Annotated in this window: 16 protein-coding genes; 8 read left to right on the top strand and 8 right to left on the bottom strand. The window is 60.1% G+C overall.

Annotated features, from left to right (window positions below; genetic code table 11):
- Nucleotides 1-9: 9 nt before the first annotated feature.
- Nucleotides 10-1,353, top strand: a complete 1,344-nt coding sequence (locus QKE52_RS02465) for an NAD(P)/FAD-dependent oxidoreductase (RefSeq protein ID WP_046649378.1) — start codon at nt 10-12, stop codon at nt 1,351-1,353.
- A 97-nt stretch (nt 1,354-1,450) separates the two neighbouring features.
- Entirely contained in the window at nt 1,451-2,287 is an 837-nt protein-coding gene (gene thiD, locus QKE52_RS02460; protein WP_070681344.1) for a bifunctional hydroxymethylpyrimidine kinase/phosphomethylpyrimidine kinase, read from the top strand.
- Here the strand turns inward: thiD and QKE52_RS02455 are convergent.
- Nucleotides 2,284-2,886 (bottom strand): class I SAM-dependent methyltransferase, encoded by a 603-nt coding sequence (locus QKE52_RS02455; RefSeq protein WP_070821088.1) that lies wholly within the window; start codon nt 2,884-2,886, stop codon nt 2,284-2,286. The genes thiD and QKE52_RS02455 overlap by 4 nt on opposite strands.
- Before the next feature lie 83 nt (nt 2,887-2,969).
- On the opposite strand from QKE52_RS02455, the gene corA reads away from it, so the two are divergent.
- Nucleotides 2,970-4,043 carry a magnesium/cobalt transporter CorA gene (gene corA / locus QKE52_RS02450; RefSeq protein WP_070512755.1) on the top strand — a complete coding sequence of 358 codons (1,074 nt, stop codon included), beginning with the start codon at nt 2,970-2,972 and terminating at the stop codon, nt 4,041-4,043.
- A 3-nt stretch (nt 4,044-4,046) separates the two neighbouring features.
- Here the strand turns inward: corA and QKE52_RS02445 are convergent, their stop codons facing one another.
- On the bottom strand, nt 4,047-4,493 hold the full coding sequence (locus QKE52_RS02445; protein ID WP_347948024.1) for a PaaI family thioesterase: 447 nt from the start codon (nt 4,491-4,493) through the stop codon (nt 4,047-4,049).
- A 43-nt stretch (nt 4,494-4,536) separates the two neighbouring features.
- Here QKE52_RS02445 and gndA point away from each other — a divergent pair, with 43 nt between their 5' ends.
- On the top strand, nt 4,537-5,994 hold the full coding sequence (gene gndA, locus QKE52_RS02440) for an NADP-dependent phosphogluconate dehydrogenase (protein WP_347948023.1): 1,458 nt from the start codon (nt 4,537-4,539) through the stop codon (nt 5,992-5,994).
- A 114-nt stretch (nt 5,995-6,108) separates the two neighbouring features.
- Nucleotides 6,109-7,233: an HNH endonuclease signature motif containing protein gene (locus QKE52_RS02435; protein WP_347948021.1), complete on the top strand. Its 1,125-nt coding sequence runs from the start codon at nt 6,109-6,111 to the stop codon at nt 7,231-7,233.
- A gap of 245 nt (nt 7,234-7,478) precedes the next feature.
- Here QKE52_RS02435 and QKE52_RS02430 read toward each other — a convergent pair whose 3' ends face one another.
- A complete protein-coding gene (locus QKE52_RS02430) occupies nt 7,479-8,291 on the bottom strand; it encodes a hypothetical protein (RefSeq protein WP_347948020.1) in 813 nt (270 codons plus the stop codon).
- 125 nt (nt 8,292-8,416) lie between these two features.
- On the opposite strand from QKE52_RS02430, the gene QKE52_RS02425 reads away from it, so the two are divergent.
- From QKE52_RS02425 to QKE52_RS02415, 3 genes are read left to right on the top strand one after another with little or no spacing between them, the layout of a single operon-like run.
- Nucleotides 8,417-9,730 (top strand): DEAD/DEAH box helicase, encoded by a 1,314-nt coding sequence (locus tag QKE52_RS02425; protein WP_347948018.1) that lies wholly within the window; start codon nt 8,417-8,419, stop codon nt 9,728-9,730.
- A complete protein-coding gene (locus QKE52_RS02420; RefSeq protein WP_347948016.1) occupies nt 9,727-10,581 on the top strand; it encodes a 3-methyladenine DNA glycosylase in 855 nt (284 codons plus the stop codon). Before QKE52_RS02425 ends, QKE52_RS02420 begins: the two co-directional genes overlap by 4 nt.
- Before the next feature lie 56 nt (nt 10,582-10,637).
- On the top strand, nt 10,638-11,474 hold the full coding sequence (locus QKE52_RS02415; RefSeq protein ID WP_070702562.1) for a vWA domain-containing protein: 837 nt from the start codon (nt 10,638-10,640) through the stop codon (nt 11,472-11,474).
- Between the two features lie 127 nt (nt 11,475-11,601).
- Here the strand turns inward: QKE52_RS02415 and QKE52_RS02410 are convergent, their stop codons facing one another.
- The 5 genes from QKE52_RS02410 to secA2 form a co-directional block, all read right to left on the bottom strand.
- The gene (locus tag QKE52_RS02410; protein WP_180963924.1) at nt 11,602-12,162 is read right to left on the bottom strand and encodes a MerR family transcriptional regulator; all 561 of its coding nucleotides are present in this window, start codon (nt 12,160-12,162) and stop codon (nt 11,602-11,604) included.
- 315 nt (nt 12,163-12,477) lie between these two features.
- Complete coding sequence (locus tag QKE52_RS02405) at nt 12,478-13,074, bottom strand: bifunctional nuclease domain-containing protein (RefSeq protein WP_046649391.1); 597 nt, start codon at nt 13,072-13,074, stop codon at nt 12,478-12,480.
- Between the two features lie 61 nt (nt 13,075-13,135).
- Complete coding sequence (locus QKE52_RS02400) at nt 13,136-13,882, bottom strand: MerR family transcriptional regulator (RefSeq protein WP_046649387.1); 747 nt, start codon at nt 13,880-13,882, stop codon at nt 13,136-13,138.
- Between the two features lie 118 nt (nt 13,883-14,000).
- Nucleotides 14,001-14,432, bottom strand: a complete 432-nt coding sequence (gene odhI, locus QKE52_RS02395; protein WP_347948014.1) for an oxoglutarate dehydrogenase inhibitor Odhl — start codon at nt 14,430-14,432, stop codon at nt 14,001-14,003.
- 86 nt (nt 14,433-14,518) lie between these two features.
- A complete protein-coding gene (gene secA2 / locus QKE52_RS02390) occupies nt 14,519-16,810 on the bottom strand; it encodes an accessory Sec system translocase SecA2 (protein ID WP_175973243.1) in 2,292 nt (763 codons plus the stop codon).
- Nucleotides 16,811-16,837: the final 27 nt, after the last annotated feature.

Below are 16,837 nucleotides of genomic sequence, written 5' to 3'. Positions count from 1 at the left end.
TCAATCACCATGGCGCAAACTCCCCACCGCCCTAGTAACGGCCGCCACCACGTCGTTGTTATCGGTGCCGGCTTCGGCGGCATCAACGCCGTTAAGAAGCTCAAGAACGCGGATGTTGAGATCACCCTCATCGACAAGAAGAACCACCACCTCTTCCAGCCGATGCTCTACCAGGTAGCCACCGGCGTCATTTCCGCCGGCGAAATCGCCCCGTCCACGCGTCAGCTCCTGCGCCATCAGGACAACGTCAACTTCGTCAACGGCGAAGTCACTGACATCAATATCAAGGAACAGACCGTCTCCGCAGAACTTGACGGCGCTGTTCGCACCTACGGCTACGACTCCCTCATCGTCGCCGCCGGCGCTGGCCAGTCCTACTTCGGCAACGACCACTTTGCCGAGCACGCGCCGGGCATGAAGACGCTTGACGACGCCCTCGAGATCCGCTCCCGCATCATCTCCGCCTTCGAGAAGGCTGAGTTGGAAGAGGATCCTGCCAAGCGTGAAAAGCTGCTGACCTTCGTCATCGTCGGCGCCGGCCCGACTGGCGTTGAGCTCACCGGCCAGATCGCGGAGCTGGCCCAGCGCACCTTCGCTGGCACCTACTCCAACTTTGGTTCCTCCTCCGCCAAGATTTACCTCCTGGATGGTGCGCCGCAGGTGCTTCCTCCGTTTGGCAAGCGCCTCGGCCGCAAGGCTCAGCGCACCCTGGAGAAGCTGGGCGTTGACGTGCGCCTCAACGCCATGGTTACCGACGTCACCGCTGACGCCGTCACCTACAAGAACATGAAGAACGAGGAAGAGGTCACCATCGAGGCTGCGACCAAGATCTGGTCTGCAGGTGTCGCCGCTTCCCCGCTGGGCAAGCTTATTGCCGACCAGGCAGGCGTGGAGGCAGACCGGGCCGGCCGCGTCTCCGTAAACGAGGACCTCACGGTTGGTGAGTACAAGAACGTCTACATCGTCGGCGACATGATTTCCCTCAACCGCCTTCCGGGTGTGGCCCAGGTGGCCATCCAGGGCGGCAACCACGTGGGCAAGCTCATCGAGGCCAAGATTGATGAGGAGTCCACCGCTAACGAGGCCGAGCCGTTTGAGTACTTCGACAAGGGCTCCATGGCCGTCATTTCCCGCTTCAACGCAGTGGTCAAGCTGGGCAAGACCGAGTTCGCTGGCTTCCCGGCCTGGATCTCCTGGCTCGGACTGCACATCTTCTACATCGTTGGCTTCCGCAGCCGCACCCTCGTTGCGCTGCACTGGCTGCTCAACGCCTTCTCGCGCGACCGCGGTAACCTGGAGATCACCCAGCAGCAGCGCGTTGCTCGCAACGTGATTGACCGCGACCTCCACTAGGTCTTACGCGTCTTATAAGGAGAGAGGAAATTTCCTCTCTCCTTTTTCTTTAGCCATGTACGGTAGACGAAAGAATAGCCAAGCTTAAGGAGAAACCGTGAGCCAACCTGCGCTGCCCCGTGTCCTCAGCATCGCCGGCACCGATCCGACGGGCGGCGCTGGTATTCACGCCGACCTCAAGTCCTTTGAGGCCGCTGGGGCCTATGGAATGGCCGTAGTGACCGCCCTGGTTGCGCAGAATACGCAGGGCGTGCGGGCTATCCACACCCCACCGGTGGATTTTCTGCGTGAGCAGCTGGCAAGCGTCAAGGACGACGTGACTATCGACGCCGTCAAGATCGGCATGCTGGGATCCGTCGCTATCACCGAAACGGTGAGCGACTTCCTCGCTTCCCTCCCCGCGGGTGTGCCGGTGGTCTGCGATCCGGTCATGGTCGCCTCCAGCGGTGACCGCCTGCTCGAGCCGGAAGCGGAGCGCGCCGTACGGGAGCTGGCGCGCCGCGCGACCGTGGTCACACCCAACCTGCCGGAACTCGCTGTCCTCGCGGGCGTAGCAGAACCGCGCACCTTTGATGATGCTCTCTCTGTCGCAACCACGTGGGCACACGAGAACGACACCTGGGTCGTAGTCAAGGGCGGTCACCTCGATGGTGCCGAGGCCGATAACGCGACCGTAAGTCCTTCCGGCGATATCACGCGCGTGCCCTGCCCGCGGATTGATACGAAGAACACGCACGGCACGGGCTGCTCGCTGTCCTCAGCCCTAGCGGCGCGTTTGGGCGCGGGCGAATCCCTCGACGAAGCACTGGTTTGGGCCACCGAGTGGCTCCACGAGGCGATTGAGCATGCCGATGCGCTTCACGTCGGACACGGACACGGGCCCGTTGACCACGGCCACCGGCTCCGGCGCCTGGCTGCGGAGAAACAAAGTTAGCCCAGCAGATCGGCACCTGGACGAGTAAGCACGGCCACCATGAAGGTGGAGTTCTCCTTAAAGACCTTCATGTCCCACGAGGAGAAAATGAAATCGACTCGGTAGCCCACCGCGCGGGCCAGTTCGAGGAACTCCTCAAAGCCCCAGCCGCGGCCCTCGCCGAAACCGACGACGAAGCGGCCGCCGGGGCGAAGCGCGTTAAACACGTTGCGCAGGGCCGCCTCGCGCCCTTCGTTGGCGATAAAAGTCATGACGTTGCCCGCAGCCACGGCGATGTCGAAGTTATCCTCAGGGATTTCCTCCTCGGAAAGATCACCTACCTCCCAGCGAGCCTCCGGGTAATCGTTCACCGCGTGTTCGATCAAAATCGGGTCGACGTCCACGCCCACTACGGTATGCCCGCGCTTGGCCAACTCGCCGCCGAGCCGTCCGGAACCGCAGCCGGCGTCGAGGACGCGGGAGTGGCGTTCACTCATGGCGTCGATAAGCCGGGCTTCCCCGTCGATATCCTTACCCTGGGCCCGCAGCGTCTTCCATTTCCGTGCAAAGTTGTGGGAATGGGCGGGGTTCGCAGCAGTTACTTCTTTCCAGGTAGGCATGACAACGAGTATAGGCCTTTAGAGGTGTAAGATTTAGCCGCTCTGATAAAACGCCTATACGAAGCGAAGGAGGCTGAGACACGATGCCATCTGTACCGTCACCATTCAAGCCACGCAAGAAAAACACTTCGGACAATAATACGCCGAGTTTTTCCGTGCCTGTCGAGCGTGCCATTGAGCACTGCCGAGTGTTCATCGACGGCGAGGCGCTGCCCGGTGAGTTTACCCCGCACAGCGCGCTGCAAACCGTGGAAGAATACGGCCGCGGCTTCGTGTGGGTAGGCCTGCACGAGCCGCTCGAATCGCAGATGACGAAGGTAGCGGCTGAATTCCGCATCCATGAGCTCATCGTCGAGGACGTCGTCCAGGCGCACCAGCGTCCCAAGCTGGAGCGCTACGACGACCAGCTCTTCGTGGTGGCACGGTCGGTGAACTACCGCGACCACGACGAGGTCGCCGATAAGCGCCAAATTATCTCCACTGGTGAAATCCAGATGATCATTGGTGCCACGTTCATTATCACGGTGCGCCACTCCGCCAAGCTGCCCAATCTCGCCTATGTGATCCAGGATGAGCAAGACCTCGTCGAGCAGGGCCCCATTTCGCTGGCGTGGAAGATCCTGGACATGATGGTGGACCGCTATTCGGAGATTTGCCGCCTCATCGCCATCGAGGTCGACGAATTAGAAGAAGAAATCTTCACTCCGAATTCGCTGCCCAACATCGACCGTATCTACATGTTCAAGCGCGAAATCTTGGAGATGAAGCACGCGATCGTGCCGCTTTCCCCAGCGTTGCGGGCGATGGTAGCGGACCACAAGGATCTCATTCCGAAGACGATTCGCTCCTATATCCGCGACGTCAACGACCACCAGCTGGTGGTCCAGGACCACGTGTCGGGGTTCGATGAGCGCTTGACCTCGCTTATCGACGCCTCCGTGGCCAAGATCAGCATGCAGCAGAACTCCGACATGCGCACGATCTCCGCGGTGGTTGGCATGTGGGCAGCGCCAACACTTGTAGCAGGTATCTATGGAATGAACTTCGACATCATGCCGGAGCTGCATTTCGCATGGGGCTATTACGGGGCAATTGGCCTCATGATCTTGGTGGTGGCCGGAATGTGGTGGTGGTTCCGGCGCAACAACTGGTTGTAGGGATTATTGCACCACCATGGTGCGCAACGTGGAAGCAGCGAGGAGTACATCGCCCTGGCTGATTTTCACTTCCCACAGCTGCGTGCGGCGGCCCTTGTACAGCGGCGTAGCGACAGCCGTGACGGTGCCTTCGGCAACGGGCTTGAGGAAATCTGTGTTGTTGTTCACGCCCACAACCGGCTTGCCCGCAAGGATCAGGCTGCCCACAGATGCGGTGGACTCCGTAATCGTGCAGAAAAGCCCTCCATTCGCCACGCCCCAGGGCTGGTGGTGATCCGGAACAACGTCAACCTCGGAGCGAATCTCATCAGCGGAAATGCGCGTGAAACGCAAACCGATGAGCCCGGCTAGGCCCTGCAGGTGAGAATTGATGAGCTGCAGTTCCTCGGCGTTAAGCGGCCGTGTTTGGGATACTGCGACGAGCTTTTCGAAGATTTCAGAGTGTTTCATGCCACACCAGGTTAGTGGATTTCGGTGACGTAGGATGGTTGACATGACTCAAACTGCTGAAAAGACAGATCTCGCTCAGATTGGTGTTGTGGGCCTGGCCGTCATGGGCTCCAACCTCGCGCGCAACTTTGCCCGCAACGGAAATACCGTCGCGGTCTACAACCGCAGCCCGGAGAAGACGCGCGCGCTCATCAGCGAGCATGGCGATGAAGGAGCCTTCATCCCTTCCGAGACCGTTGAGGACTTCGCGGCCTCCCTGGAGCGCCCGCGTAAGGCAATCATCATGGTGCAGGCGGGCGCGGCTACCGACGCCGTCATTAACCAGCTCACCGAGGCCATGGATGAGGGCGACATCATCATCGACGGTGGCAATGCCTTGTTCACGGACACCATTCGCCGCGAGAAGGAGGTGGCCGCTAAGGGGCGTCACTTCGTCGGCGCAGGCATTTCCGGTGGTGAGGAAGGCGCGCTCAATGGCCCGTCCATCATGCCTGGTGGCCCAGCTGAGTCTTGGGAGACCTTGGGACCAATCCTCGAGTCCATCGCCGCTAATGTCGACGGTACTCCGTGCGTGACCCACATCGGACCCGATGGCGCTGGCCACTTCGTCAAGATGGTGCATAACGGCATCGAATACGCCGACATGCAGGTTATCGGTGAGGCTTACCAGCTGCTGCGCTACGGGGTGGGCATGGAACCGGCTGAAATCGCCGAAGTCTTCCGCGAATGGAACGCCGGCGATCTGGACTCCTACCTCATTGAGATCACCGCCGAAGTACTAGCACAGAAAGATCCGGAGACAGGTGCCCCGCTTGTCGACGTCATTGTGGACGCCGCCGGCCAGAAGGGCACCGGCCGCTGGACCGCCATTAGCGGCCTCGAGCTTGGCGTCCCCATCACCGGAATTGCCGAATCCGTGTTCGCGCGTGCGCTCTCTTCTGCCACTGCTCAACGTGCAGCTGCCCAGGAAGGCCAGCTGCCTTCCGGAACCATTGCCGAGCTCAATGTGGACAAGGCTGAGTTCGTCGAAGACGTTCGCCGTGCGCTCTATGCCGCGAAGCTCATTGCCTACTCCCAGGGCTTCGATGAGATCAAGGCTGGCTCCGAGGAGTTCGGCTGGAACGTCGACCCGCGCGACTTGGCCACCATCTGGCGTGGCGGCTGCATCATTCGCGCGAAGTTCCTCGACCGTATCCGTGAGGCTTATGACAATAACGCCGACCTGCCGGCCCTCATTCTGGACCCGTATTTCAAGGGTGAGCTGGAAAACCTGATTGACCCGTGGCGTCGCGTCGTTGTGGCTGCCACCCAGCTGGGGCTGCCGGTACCCGTGTTTGCTTCTTCTTTGTCCTACTACGACAGCCTGCGCGCCGAGCGCCTCCCTGCGGCCTTGATTCAGGGCCAGCGCGATTTCTTCGGCGCCCACACCTTCAAGCGCGTGGACCGCGAGGGCACCTTCCACATCGAATGGTCGGGTGACCGCTCACTCACCGAGATGTAGTTGCCAAGCCCCTCACCTGAGGGGCTTTTCTCGTACCAGCCCCATTACCCCTGTAACCAGGAGTTTTGTTCCTCCGGTTGCGGGGTCGGGAGTGCTGGTTTAATCTTCGTGCCCATGGGGGATATCGAAACCTACCTCCGCCTCCGCAACTCGGGGATTGCGCTGGTGGAAAACATACCCAGCTCACCCGATAAGCTCCGCGCGCTCGGCGCCGACCCAGCCGACGCCACCGAACTCGCCGGCCTGCACCAGGTCTACTTCGGCCCCACCCGCTTTACCGGCAAACAGAAAAAGGCACGCGCTGCCGCCATTCAACAACGCCACAGCCTGAGCACCCTCACACTGATTGAAACCTACGTTTCAAAAGTAAAGAAAACCCTCGACGCCTGGAACCTGAGAGTCAGACTCGCCGCCACACCAGCACACCGCATCCCCACCGTTGCCACCGCACGGCTTAAAGAACTCAAACGTAAAAGAACCGCCAAACCAGGCGTGCGCATCACCTACCGGGAACAAGGGCCTAACACCCTCTCGATTACTGATGACGCCACCACGATTGCCAACATGCGCGCAGTCCTAGAATCCACCAACACCGACCTTCTACAAGCCGCCAACGACGTCTTCTTCAACCAAGAAACAGCCGGCACTAAGCCTTCCGTGCGCACCCAAGTCATCGTCACACTGAATGAGTTGGACCAGATCATTAACGGTGACGGGGACGAGATCGAGCTCAACCTCACCAACGGTGGGCGCATGACAGGGGCGGAATTCCTCACCCACAAGTTTGCCGAAATAGGGTATGCCACCATCGTGCACCCTATCGAAGGGCCTATTAACACCTGGCGGCTCGAACGTGGGGCAAACTTCAACCAACGCCTTACCCTGCACGCTGAGTTTCAGACGTGTTCTAGGCCTGGGTGTAATAAGCCGGCTGATTACTGCCAAATCCATCACCTCATTCCCTGGCAGGCGGGTGGCTACACCAACATCCAGAATTTGACTTTCTTGTGTGCCTACCACAACGGTATTAACGATGATGACCCTTTAAAACCCACCGGGCGCGGCTACATGTACCGCCTCAACACCGGCGTGGCGTTCATCCCACCCTGGGGAGCACCGATAACCGCGATGCCGGAATACCAAGAAGCAGTCGCCAGACTCAACGCGGAGAGAGCCTCAGGCCAAGCCACCACAACAACTCCGACCACACCACCAGAGGAACCACCCGACAGCAGCTAACACCCCGCCACCAAACACAGAAAAGAAAAAGCGCCGGTAACCTACGACAACACCAAGCACCCGCCAATCGAAAGATGGTTGACGGGCATATCGGCGATCCCGCACAACGACGGCCGCCCATTGCGCGTCATCCTACGCTCTAGCGATTCTTAACGGCTTCAGTTATGAGCGCGAATCCAAACGACGCCGCGCTGCCCCCATTGGGCACAACGGCGATTCTCGGTGAGCGTGGGACGGGGACGTCGTCAAGCATAGGCGTATAAATAGGCGTCGACCGGCGGTGGCCCCGGAGTCTCGTCGAGGATCCCCGCGTTTACCAGATAGCTGGCAAGGTCGCCGTAGTTGGTCACCACCTCGTCCGAGTCGTAACCACCCATCACGTACTCAATGACCGCGTTACGACCCTCGAGCACTTCCACCATAACGAATTCCTCATCCTGTCCGAAAATTGCGATCTGGGAACCGCGAGCGGATGTGTAATCCACAATGGATTCCTGCAGCCCCACGCGCTCCGCGTCCTGAATGGCTTCCTGATTCTCGGTGTACTGAGCGACAAACTCACCGTCGGCCCCATAGAGGCAGGAAATCGTCGGGACCCACTGCGCGTCGTAGCCCTGATCTGCTGACTCACCGAAATAGGACGTATCTTCGTAACACTCGGACGTCAGCTCAGCCAGAGGTGTAGGAACAGACGCTGGCACCTCGGACTCTCGGATAGCGTCAACATCATCGACGTCAATCGTGCGCTCCCAATAGCCAGCATCAGAGGCAGCGACCTCTCCTGGCCCATCATCCAATCCAGCGGCAAAGTCCTTAAAAGCAGAAAACGCCGCCACAAGAGCGAGCCCTGTAACCAGAATAAGACCGAGGATTATTGCTAGAACAATCCACAACACTTTCTTCGAACCGGGCTTCTTCTGTGGCGGTTGCGGCATCCCTTGGCCTTGCCCATTAAAACCGGGAGGCGCTTGGTTGTGCCCAGGTTGGACGTGGTGCGGGTTCTGGCCAAACCCGCGGGGAGGAGACTGAGATTGAGAGTTGTCGAATGGATTCGTCATGTCGCTCAATTTAACAGAGAACCACGTCACACAAACCCTAAAAATGCAGGATGCGAGGCCTAATTCCCACCGGTAACTGTGATGCTTTTCGGTCTGGCAGGCCGGAGCACTAGACTTTTCACCCGATGACTACTTTCGCCGAACTCGGCCTCCCCCGCGATGTTGTTCGTATCCTAGACAAACAGGGCATCACGACCCCCTTCCCTATCCAGGAAGCCGCTATTCCCGACGCCCTCGCTGGCAAGGACGTCCTCGGCCGTGGCCCCACAGGCTCGGGAAAAACGTTTACGTTTGGTCTCCCTATGCTGGCCCGATTGGCGGAGTCCGGGGTGTCGCGCCCGGCCCACCCGCGCGGGCTGGTCCTAGCACCGACGCGTGAGCTGGCAACCCAGATCCAGCAGCGCTTAGACGAACCCGCGGCGGCATTGGGACTGCGGGTACTGGCAGTCGTCGGGGGTGTCAACATCAACAACCACATTCGCTCGCTTGCCCGCCCGGTTGACCTGCTCGTTGCCACACCGGGACGCGCCCAGGACCTCATCGACCAGGGCAAGCTCTTCTTCGACCACGTCACTATCACCGCCCTCGACGAGGCGGACCAGATGGCGGACATGGGTTTCCTCCCCCAGGTACGCAAGCTGCTCAAACTCACGCCGGTCGATGGTCAACGTTTGCTCTTCTCCGCCACCCTCGACGGCGAAGTCAACAAGCTGGTCAACCAGTTCATGCACGATCCCGTCACCCACTCCACCGCCCCCGTCGAGGCAGCAGTCGACACGATGGAACACCACCTTATTTTCATCGGCACCCGCGAGGCCCGCAATGACGTCGTTCTTCGCCTCGGCGCACGCAAGGGCAAGACCATCATGTTTATGCGAACCAAGCATGGCGTCGACAGGCAGGCCAAAAAGCTGCGCCGCGTCGGAATCAACGCGCTGCCCTTGCACGGCGATAAGGGCCAGGGCTCACGTACCAAGGCCATCGAGGGCTTCGCAGACGGCAGCGTTCCGGTACTCGTCGCCACCGATATCGCTGCCCGCGGTATCGACATCGCCGACGTCTCCCTTGTCGTCCACGTCGATCCGCCAGCTGAACACAAGGCCTATCTGCACCGCTCCGGCCGTACTGCACGCGGAGGCGACTCCGGCACCGTAGTCACGCTCGTCACCGACGAGCAACGCGATGAGGTATCAAAGCTCATCGCGAAGGCGGGCGTTGCACACACCGACCTCGACATCAGTGACCGCGCCAACCCAGCCAGCAGCCCCGAGCTCGCCCAGATGACGGGAGCTCGCAAGCCCAAGGGCGAACCGCTCGGCCCACCACACCAGCAACCATCAAAGAAGAAGCCACAGAGTCAGTCCGAAAGACAGTCTGCGCGTCGACGATCGGGTAGCCGTAACCAGCGCCGCCGACGGGGCAACGCAGGTCAGCGATGATTCTCCAGCCTGAAACCTGGCAAGCCCGGATGACCATGCACGAGGAGGCGGCCAACGAGTATCTCACACGCTACCGCCACCCGGGCTCGTATCACCCTGTCTACGACTTCCTTTTCGAGTACTACCCCGTCCGCCCGTCACACCTGCGCCGTTGGCACCCAGGCGTCGGTGTGACTCTGGCCGGCGAGGCCCCGCATGTTGAGTGGAACTACTACCACCGCACTGATGAGGGCGTCACGGTGGACACTGAGGCCTTCCTCGCACGCCGCGGTAGCACCGTTCGTTACATCCTGAATCTGCTAGAAAAGACCACGCATAACCCCACCCAATTCGATTGCTTTGGCCTGCACGAATGGGCCATGGTCTACCACACCGATTCTCCTCGCCATGACTTGCCGCTGCGGTTAGGGGCGGAAGGGACGAATGAGGTCGTCGATAGGCACCGCATCAAGTGCACGCATTACGATGCCTTCCGCTTCTTCACTGAGCCCGCGCGCCCGCTCAACCTCACGGTGCTGACTCGCGAGGGGCAACCGGAGAACGACCAGGCTGGCTGCGTCCATGCGACTATGGATTTGTATAAATGGGCGTGGAAATTGGGGCCATTGGTGCCGGGTGAGTTGTTCCTCGACACCTTCCGGCTAGCCGTGGCAGCACGCACACTTGATATGGAAGCTTCACCCTACGATTGCCGAGAGTGGGGCTTTGGGGTCGTCCCCATCGAAACGGCGGAAGGAAAGTCCGAGTACGTGCGTCGCCAACGCGCGCTTGCCGACGCCGCCGAGCCCCTGCGCGCGCGGCTTGTCTCCCAAATTCGCGCCGCACTGCCCGCTACAATGAGGAACCATTGATGTGACCCGACGGGGCGCGCTGTGCCGCCCCGCGAAACCAGCGCGGAAGGAAAGAGATGGCCCGGCACTCGGATGGAAAGAATAACTACGCATTTGCACCGTGGGTCATCATCGTGGCCGTTTTAGCGGTGCTGGCGCTGGTTATCGGAGGATTCTTCCTCTTCCGCGGAAACGATTCCGATTCCGGTGAAACGGTGGCGGCAGAATCAACTACAGCTAAGACGGAGGAGACCTCTACTGCACAGGCGACAACGTCGGCCGCGCCTGCGTCGTCGGAAACGGCGAAGGACACCGAATCGACGTCGGCCGCCCCCAGCTCGGAGGAAAAGGCCGCAGAGGCAAAGGTTGCGCCGAATACGTTGTTCCTCCTCGATACGTCCGAGAACCTCACGCCCTATTTCGATGCGGTAAGCCAGGGTGTGGCTGAGGCGGCGTCGGCGGCCGGCGCGGAGGGAAGCCAGGTGGGCCTCTGGAACTACTCCTCCCCTCTTTCCGCCTCGGCAACCGTGGGTTACCGCCAAAACGTGTCGTATGGGGATACCGATAACGTTGCCTATGCCGTAGGTATGTTTGGCACGGGTGGCGTTCCGCAAACCCGCAGTGCTGTGGTAGCCGCACTGGATAACGCAACCGACCAGGTGGCTGAAAGCGGCAAGGACACACGCGTTGTGCTCGTAACCACCGGCACGCAGCAAGATATGGATGATGCTGCCTTCGCCGAGGCCGTAAAGAATGCCCGCGGCGAAGGAGTGAGCTTGAGCGTGGTGCACGTGGGTAACGGCGAGAAGGATGCTGAACTCGAAAAGCTGGCTGATTCCTACAGCACGGTCGCAGATCCATCCGATGCCCAAGACAATGCAACGGCCATCTCGGCCGCAGTCGGCGCACGCTAGACGCGGGCTCTCGTGCAAAGCGAGTCCGCGGGGTGCACTCCCAGAGCGCAGAAAGCCGCCGCATCTTTCCCCAGGACACTGACGTGAGCAGCAGTGCAGGAAAGACGCGGCGGCGAGTGGCTCGAGTTTAAGAGCTCTTACGCTTGCGGCGAGCAGCGAGCTCGTCGAGGCCAATAACGACGTCAGTTTCTTCTTCCTCCACGACGCGCTCGGCCGGGAAGGACGTGATGGTACCGGAGAGCTCCTTAAGGATGCCAGGTACGGCGATACCGAATACGCCTTGGCCTCCGGCGAGGAGGTCGATGACTTCATCGTTGGACCGGCACTCATAGACCGTGGTGCCGTCGGAGACAAGCGTGAGCTCCGCCAAGTCATTAACGCCGCGATCCCGCAGGGATTCCACGGCGAGGCGGATGTTCTGCAGAGAAATACCGGTGTCCAGAAGGCGCTTGACAATCTTGAGCACCAATACGTCCTTAAAAGAGTACAGACGCTGGGAGCCAGAACCACGCGCGGTGCGGATAGAGGGCTTGACCAGGTCGGTGCGTGCCCAGTAATCCAGCTGACGGTAGGTAATGCCGGCTACCTGACACGCGATGGGAACGCGGTAGCCCAACTCCTCGTCCGGTCCGACGTCGAAGAGGGATTCCTGGACGTAGCCGTTCGTTGCGGCGTCATCGAGCGGCAGGGCGCGGGACTCGGTGCGGTTGTTTTTACTGCTCACGTAATTACTCCAGTGATGTTTGAGGGGAGTTCTATTTTTCTATTAAAGGCCACGTCAGCGACCACGTCAAGGGTCGCCCTTCGTGAACCTCTAGTAGAACTTTAGACTTCTTTGGTCACTTTGTCATCATTAGTCACACGCGTGTCATTAAAAAAATCGCTGATGACAAGAAAAGCGGCACCCAGAAACGGTGCCGCTGTGTTTAGTCTGTTGTGCTGGCAAGTATGCCGAGCCGACCGCTACCCTTCTACGTACGAAGCTCAGCTGGATGCGCGGGCCTTAGTCTTCATCTTCCGGCGAGTCGCCCCCAAGCAAATCTTCTTCGGAAATGCCGGAATCACGCATCAGCTGCTCAAAGTCATCGTCTTCCTGGGCTTTCTGCCGGGCCGCCATCTCTTGAAAATCGCGCGACCTCTTCTCCGGGAAGGTCTCTGGGGACTTAGCCTCGCGCTCGAGACCGTAGTACTCCTTAAGGTCTTCATCGCTAATGTAAACAGCGACCTCCTCGAGCACCTCCTTCTCAAACCGGATGGGCACCCCGTAGTGATCTGCTAGGACGAGGGCGTCACAGATGCGGGCGTCGTGCTCCTCACCTGTTCCGTCGACCACGTCGACCATGAAAGCGCCCTTGTGGTACTCGGAGACACAAATATGCTCGATCCCATCAAGCTGGTCGGCGAAGGCAATCAGGAGTTCATAGGTACTAGGCCGCGCGTTGTAATGGCGCTCCAGCACCTGGAGAACGCGGGCTCCATCAATGGGCGAGACCCACACAGGTACGTGCCGGTCTGCTTCTTCCCAGTAAAAGAGGGCGCACAGGCTATTCTCGGGGCCGACGGGGTGGATTCCTAAAAATTTCAATACTTCTGCAGTCATGGCACCCACTTTTCCACACTTTCCTCACGCGTGGCGATTAACAGAGCAGCCCTCTAATCCGCTAAGGGCGGAACTCGTCCCGCAGCTCAGTCTTGACCAGCGTTCCATGAAGGGACAGAACAAGCGCCGCCATCTGCTGCGAGAGCTCTTCGGCCTGCTGCGGGGCCGTATCAGACTTCGAATGCGCCACCGGTGAAGCCACCTGTGAAATCATGTCTGCCTGCCGGCGGGCGGCATTGCGCAGCGACTTCAATTGCCGTGCCTCAAAGCCGAAGGACTCTAAGGCGACAGCCGCCGACACAATAGACACGTCATCCGTGTCAAAGAATCCCGCCGGATCCGGCTTAATGAGCCCCACCGAGACCAGCTCCGCAATGTTTTCTTGCGTGGTCCCGGCTTGGTCGGCCACGTCGGCGTCGGTAAGCCTGGTCACCACTGGTGCTCGCAGCTGCTCGGCACTGATCAGTGCCTCAGCCTGGGAGGAGACAATGGCGGTGACTTGCCCCGAATCCATCGCCTCCAGCTGCTCACGTATGACCTTGAGCGGCGTGTAGTGGTCGCGCTGCGCGGTCAGAATGTAGCGCAGACGGTCAAGATCCTTCTGGTAGTAGCGACGGTAGCCCTTCGCGGTGCGTTCCGGAGTAATCAGACCCTCAGATTCCAAAAAGCGAATCTTCGACACCGTCACGTCCGGGAACTGCTTCTGCACGTGCTTCAGCGTTACGCCAATAGACATGGGCTTTTGCTTGGTCTTCTTGGCCGCCGAAGATGCTGTTGCTGCAGCTGCGGTGGACTTCTGAGCGCTCACGATGGGACTACTACTGCTTTCTACGCGGATTCACTTTGACAAAGGGCAGGCACAGTGAGGAAGCAAGACCGGCTGCTCCCCTCGTACCCCCGCTTCGTCCTTGCTGACAGGTACTGCCCTATTTAGGGGCGATGAAGACGAGGCGGAACTTACCAATCTGGATTTCGTCGCCTACTTCCAGTACCTGCGCATTGCGCGGCTCGCGATTGACGTAGGTGCCATTGAGCGATCCGACGTCCACGACCTCGAACTGGCCATCCTTGGCGCGGAATTCTGCGTGGCGGCGGGAGACGGTGACGTCATCGAGGAAGATGTCCGCTTCCGGGTGGCGGCCGGCGGTGGTGGTCGGCTGATCAAGCAAGAAGCGCGCGCCAGCATTCGGGCCACGCTTCACGACGAGCAGGGCCTGGCCTTCAGCCAGGTTCTCAGCACCAGCAACGGAGGCGTCGGAACTCGCCGCGGTGCCGTTTTCCATCTCCTTAAGAAGATCAGCGCGGAAGACAGAAGTAGTCTCTGCCTGCGGTTCCGGCGTTCCGGTATTCTCGCTCATTTTTACCTCCGAAGGGTCGGATCGATGTTGACTCATTCCATATTAGCGACTCCGCTGCGCGCGCGAGTCGCCTCTCCACAAATACATTAACGGAAAATGTTTCCTATGCCTTTGAGCACGGAATTTCCCCCGCCAGACAATGGATTATCGGAAACCATATAAGTCCAGGTAGCACTCGGGCGGGACAGTCCATGATCCTCTAGGTGCGCACCATCGGCATCAATAAGCACGGTCTTAAAAGTATCGACGGCATCATCAACCGCGCGCTGCGCCAAATCCTTGAATTCGCGTACGGCGATGCGGTGGTATTCATCGATGGGGGTCTCGCGAGCAATGGCACGCAAGTGAATGGATTCACGCACGTCATCCATCAGCTCCAAGTGGTCGGCCCACGCTAAGTCGAGGTGGTAGAGCATGATCTCGCGCGCAGCGCGCTCACGGGCATCCACGGGGACGTCGCTTAGCTCGGCGGCGCGATCGGGTGCTCGCTCAGCGAGCTCCTGCCAGGCCTGGTCTGTATCGAGCAACTTGGCACGGCGCTCATCGATAATGATGCGCTGATCCGCCAGCAGCTGGTTGTACTTCCACGTCTGCGCGTGAATCTCCAGCAACTGGCCTTCCGTCACCCGCTGACAGTGTGCGATGAAGTCTCGGACACGCTTGGATTCAATGAGGCCATCAGCATCTGGACGCGCCGACAGGGACTCATCTTCCCCACCCTGCTGAACTACGTCGTCCTCCAAGGAGACGAAGAAGAGTGACATGCCCGGATCTCCCTGCCGGCCCGCACGGCCGCGCAGCTGGTTGTCCAACCGCGAGGAACGGTGCCGCGAGGTGCCAAGTACTGCCAAACCGCCCTTCTCGACGACCGCGTCGCGGTCAGCTTCGTCCGCGCCGCCCAGCTTGATATCGGTGCCGCGGCCCGCCATCTGCGTTGAAACGGTCACGCGCCCCACGTCGCCTGCCTCCGCGACGATGCGTGCTTCGTCCTCGTCGTTCTTAGCGTTGAGGACGTTGACAGTAATGCCGCGCTCACGCAAAGCTGCAGCGAGGTCCTCGGACTCCGCGACATCGTGGGTACCAACGAGGACCGGCTGACCCGTGCTGTTGATCGCAACGATCTCGTTGACGATGGCGCGCGATTTTTCATCCACAGACGCGTAGATGCGGTCAGCTTCGTCGAAGCGCTGCAGTTCCTTGTTGCGGTCGATGACCGAGACGTGCAGGTCATAAAACTGTCGCAACTGGTCGGTGGCCTCCACCGCGGTGCCCGTCATGCCACAGACCAAGGGGTAGCGACGCATGAGCTCCTGCAGCGTAATGGTGTCGAGGATGCGCCCACCTTCTGATACCTCCAGGCCTTCTTTGGCCTCCACCGCTGCTTGGAGTCCATCCGGCCAGCGTTGTAGCTCGGCCACGCGGCCGCGGGAGGCGTCGATAAGCTGCAGCTTTCCGTCCGTGATGATGTAGTGAATGTCACGGATGAGCAGCGCCTTCGCGTGTAGCGCCAAGTTGACCTTCACCAGTACGGAGCCGATATTCTCCTCCGAATACAGCGAGTCAATGCCCAACTCCCGCTCGACTCGCGCCGCACCATCATCGGTGAGCGCCACCGTGCGGCCGTCCTCCGCGATGACATAGTCCTGCTCCTCGCGCAAGCGGGAGACCACGTTGGTGATGTGGCCCGTGGACTCCTCGCCGGGCCGATTTCCGGCGAGGACGAGGGGGACGAGGGCTTCGTCGACAAGCACCGAGTCGGCCTCATCCACCAACGCCACGTCCGCGCGCGCCTGCACCGTCTGCTCCCGGGAGGTGATCTGGTTATCTCGCAGCACATCGAAACCGAGCTCATTAACCGGCGCATAAATGATGTCGGAAAGGTAAGCCCCGCGTCGCTCTTCCGGCCCCATTTTCTCCGTCACGGAAGCCACCGTGAGTCCAAAGAACTCCACGAGTGGGCGCATCCATTCGGCGTCACGCGCCGCTAGATAATTATTAACCGTCACCAAGTGGACGCGCTTGCCGGTGAGCGCGAAACCAGTCGCGGCCATTGCGCCCACCAGGGTCTTTCCCTCACCGGTGGCCATCTGGATGACGTCACCTTCCAGCAAACGAAGCACGGCCTGGGACTGGACAGTAAACGGGCGCATGCCAAGCTTGCGTTCGCTCGCCACGGCCAATGCCGCGAGGAAACGAGACTTATCTGCAATTCCCCCGTCTTTCACGCAAGCGCGCGCAGTGGCGGCAACGTCAGCATCCGACAGGTTCGCGATATCCTCCACCGCGGAATCTGCGGCCGTCACAACGGCTTTCGACTTCTTGTTGTTGCGTTCGGACTGCGCGCCCATTGCCTTCCAGAACCAATCGAATGCGCCCATGAGCACTCCTCCATCCTTGTGCGTCAT

Origin of the sequence: Corynebacterium sp. c25Ua_47, from assembly GCF_039907205.1 — a bacterium.
GTDB classification, from domain to species: domain Bacteria; phylum Actinomycetota; class Actinomycetes; order Mycobacteriales; family Mycobacteriaceae; genus Corynebacterium; species Corynebacterium hiratae.
The sequence above is the reverse complement of the archived record's forward strand: the minus strand, read 5'-3'. Positions and strand labels throughout refer to the sequence as shown.

Bases quoted from the DNA above. Each gene is read 5' to 3' on its own strand.
- QKE52_RS02425 (WP_347948018.1), top strand. From the start codon at position 8,417: ATGACTACTTTCGCCGAACTCGGCCTCCCCCGCGATGTTGTTCGTATC.
- QKE52_RS02420 (WP_347948016.1), top strand. From the start codon at position 9,727: ATGATTCTCCAGCCTGAAACCTGGCAAGCCCGGATGACCATGCACGAG.
- corA (WP_070512755.1), top strand. From the start codon at position 2,970: ATGCCATCTGTACCGTCACCATTCAAGCCACGCAAGAAAAACACTTCG.
- QKE52_RS02465 (WP_046649378.1), top strand. From the start codon at position 10: ATGGCGCAAACTCCCCACCGCCCTAGTAACGGCCGCCACCACGTCGTT.
- QKE52_RS02455 (WP_070821088.1), bottom strand. From the start codon at position 2,886: ATGCCTACCTGGAAAGAAGTAACTGCTGCGAACCCCGCCCATTCCCAC.
- gndA (WP_347948023.1), top strand. From the start codon at position 4,537: ATGACTCAAACTGCTGAAAAGACAGATCTCGCTCAGATTGGTGTTGTG.
- QKE52_RS02435 (WP_347948021.1), top strand. From the start codon at position 6,109: ATGGGGGATATCGAAACCTACCTCCGCCTCCGCAACTCGGGGATTGCG.
- QKE52_RS02415 (WP_070702562.1), top strand. From the start codon at position 10,638: ATGGCCCGGCACTCGGATGGAAAGAATAACTACGCATTTGCACCGTGG.
- QKE52_RS02405 (WP_046649391.1), bottom strand. From the start codon at position 13,074: ATGACTGCAGAAGTATTGAAATTTTTAGGAATCCACCCCGTCGGCCCC.
- odhI (WP_347948014.1), bottom strand. From the start codon at position 14,432: ATGAGCGAGAATACCGGAACGCCGGAACCGCAGGCAGAGACTACTTCT.
- QKE52_RS02430 (WP_347948020.1), bottom strand. From the start codon at position 8,291: ATGACGAATCCATTCGACAACTCTCAATCTCAGTCTCCTCCCCGCGGG.
- QKE52_RS02445 (WP_347948024.1), bottom strand. From the start codon at position 4,493: ATGAAACACTCTGAAATCTTCGAAAAGCTCGTCGCAGTATCCCAAACA.
- secA2 (WP_175973243.1), bottom strand. From the start codon at position 16,810: ATGGGCGCATTCGATTGGTTCTGGAAGGCAATGGGCGCGCAGTCCGAA.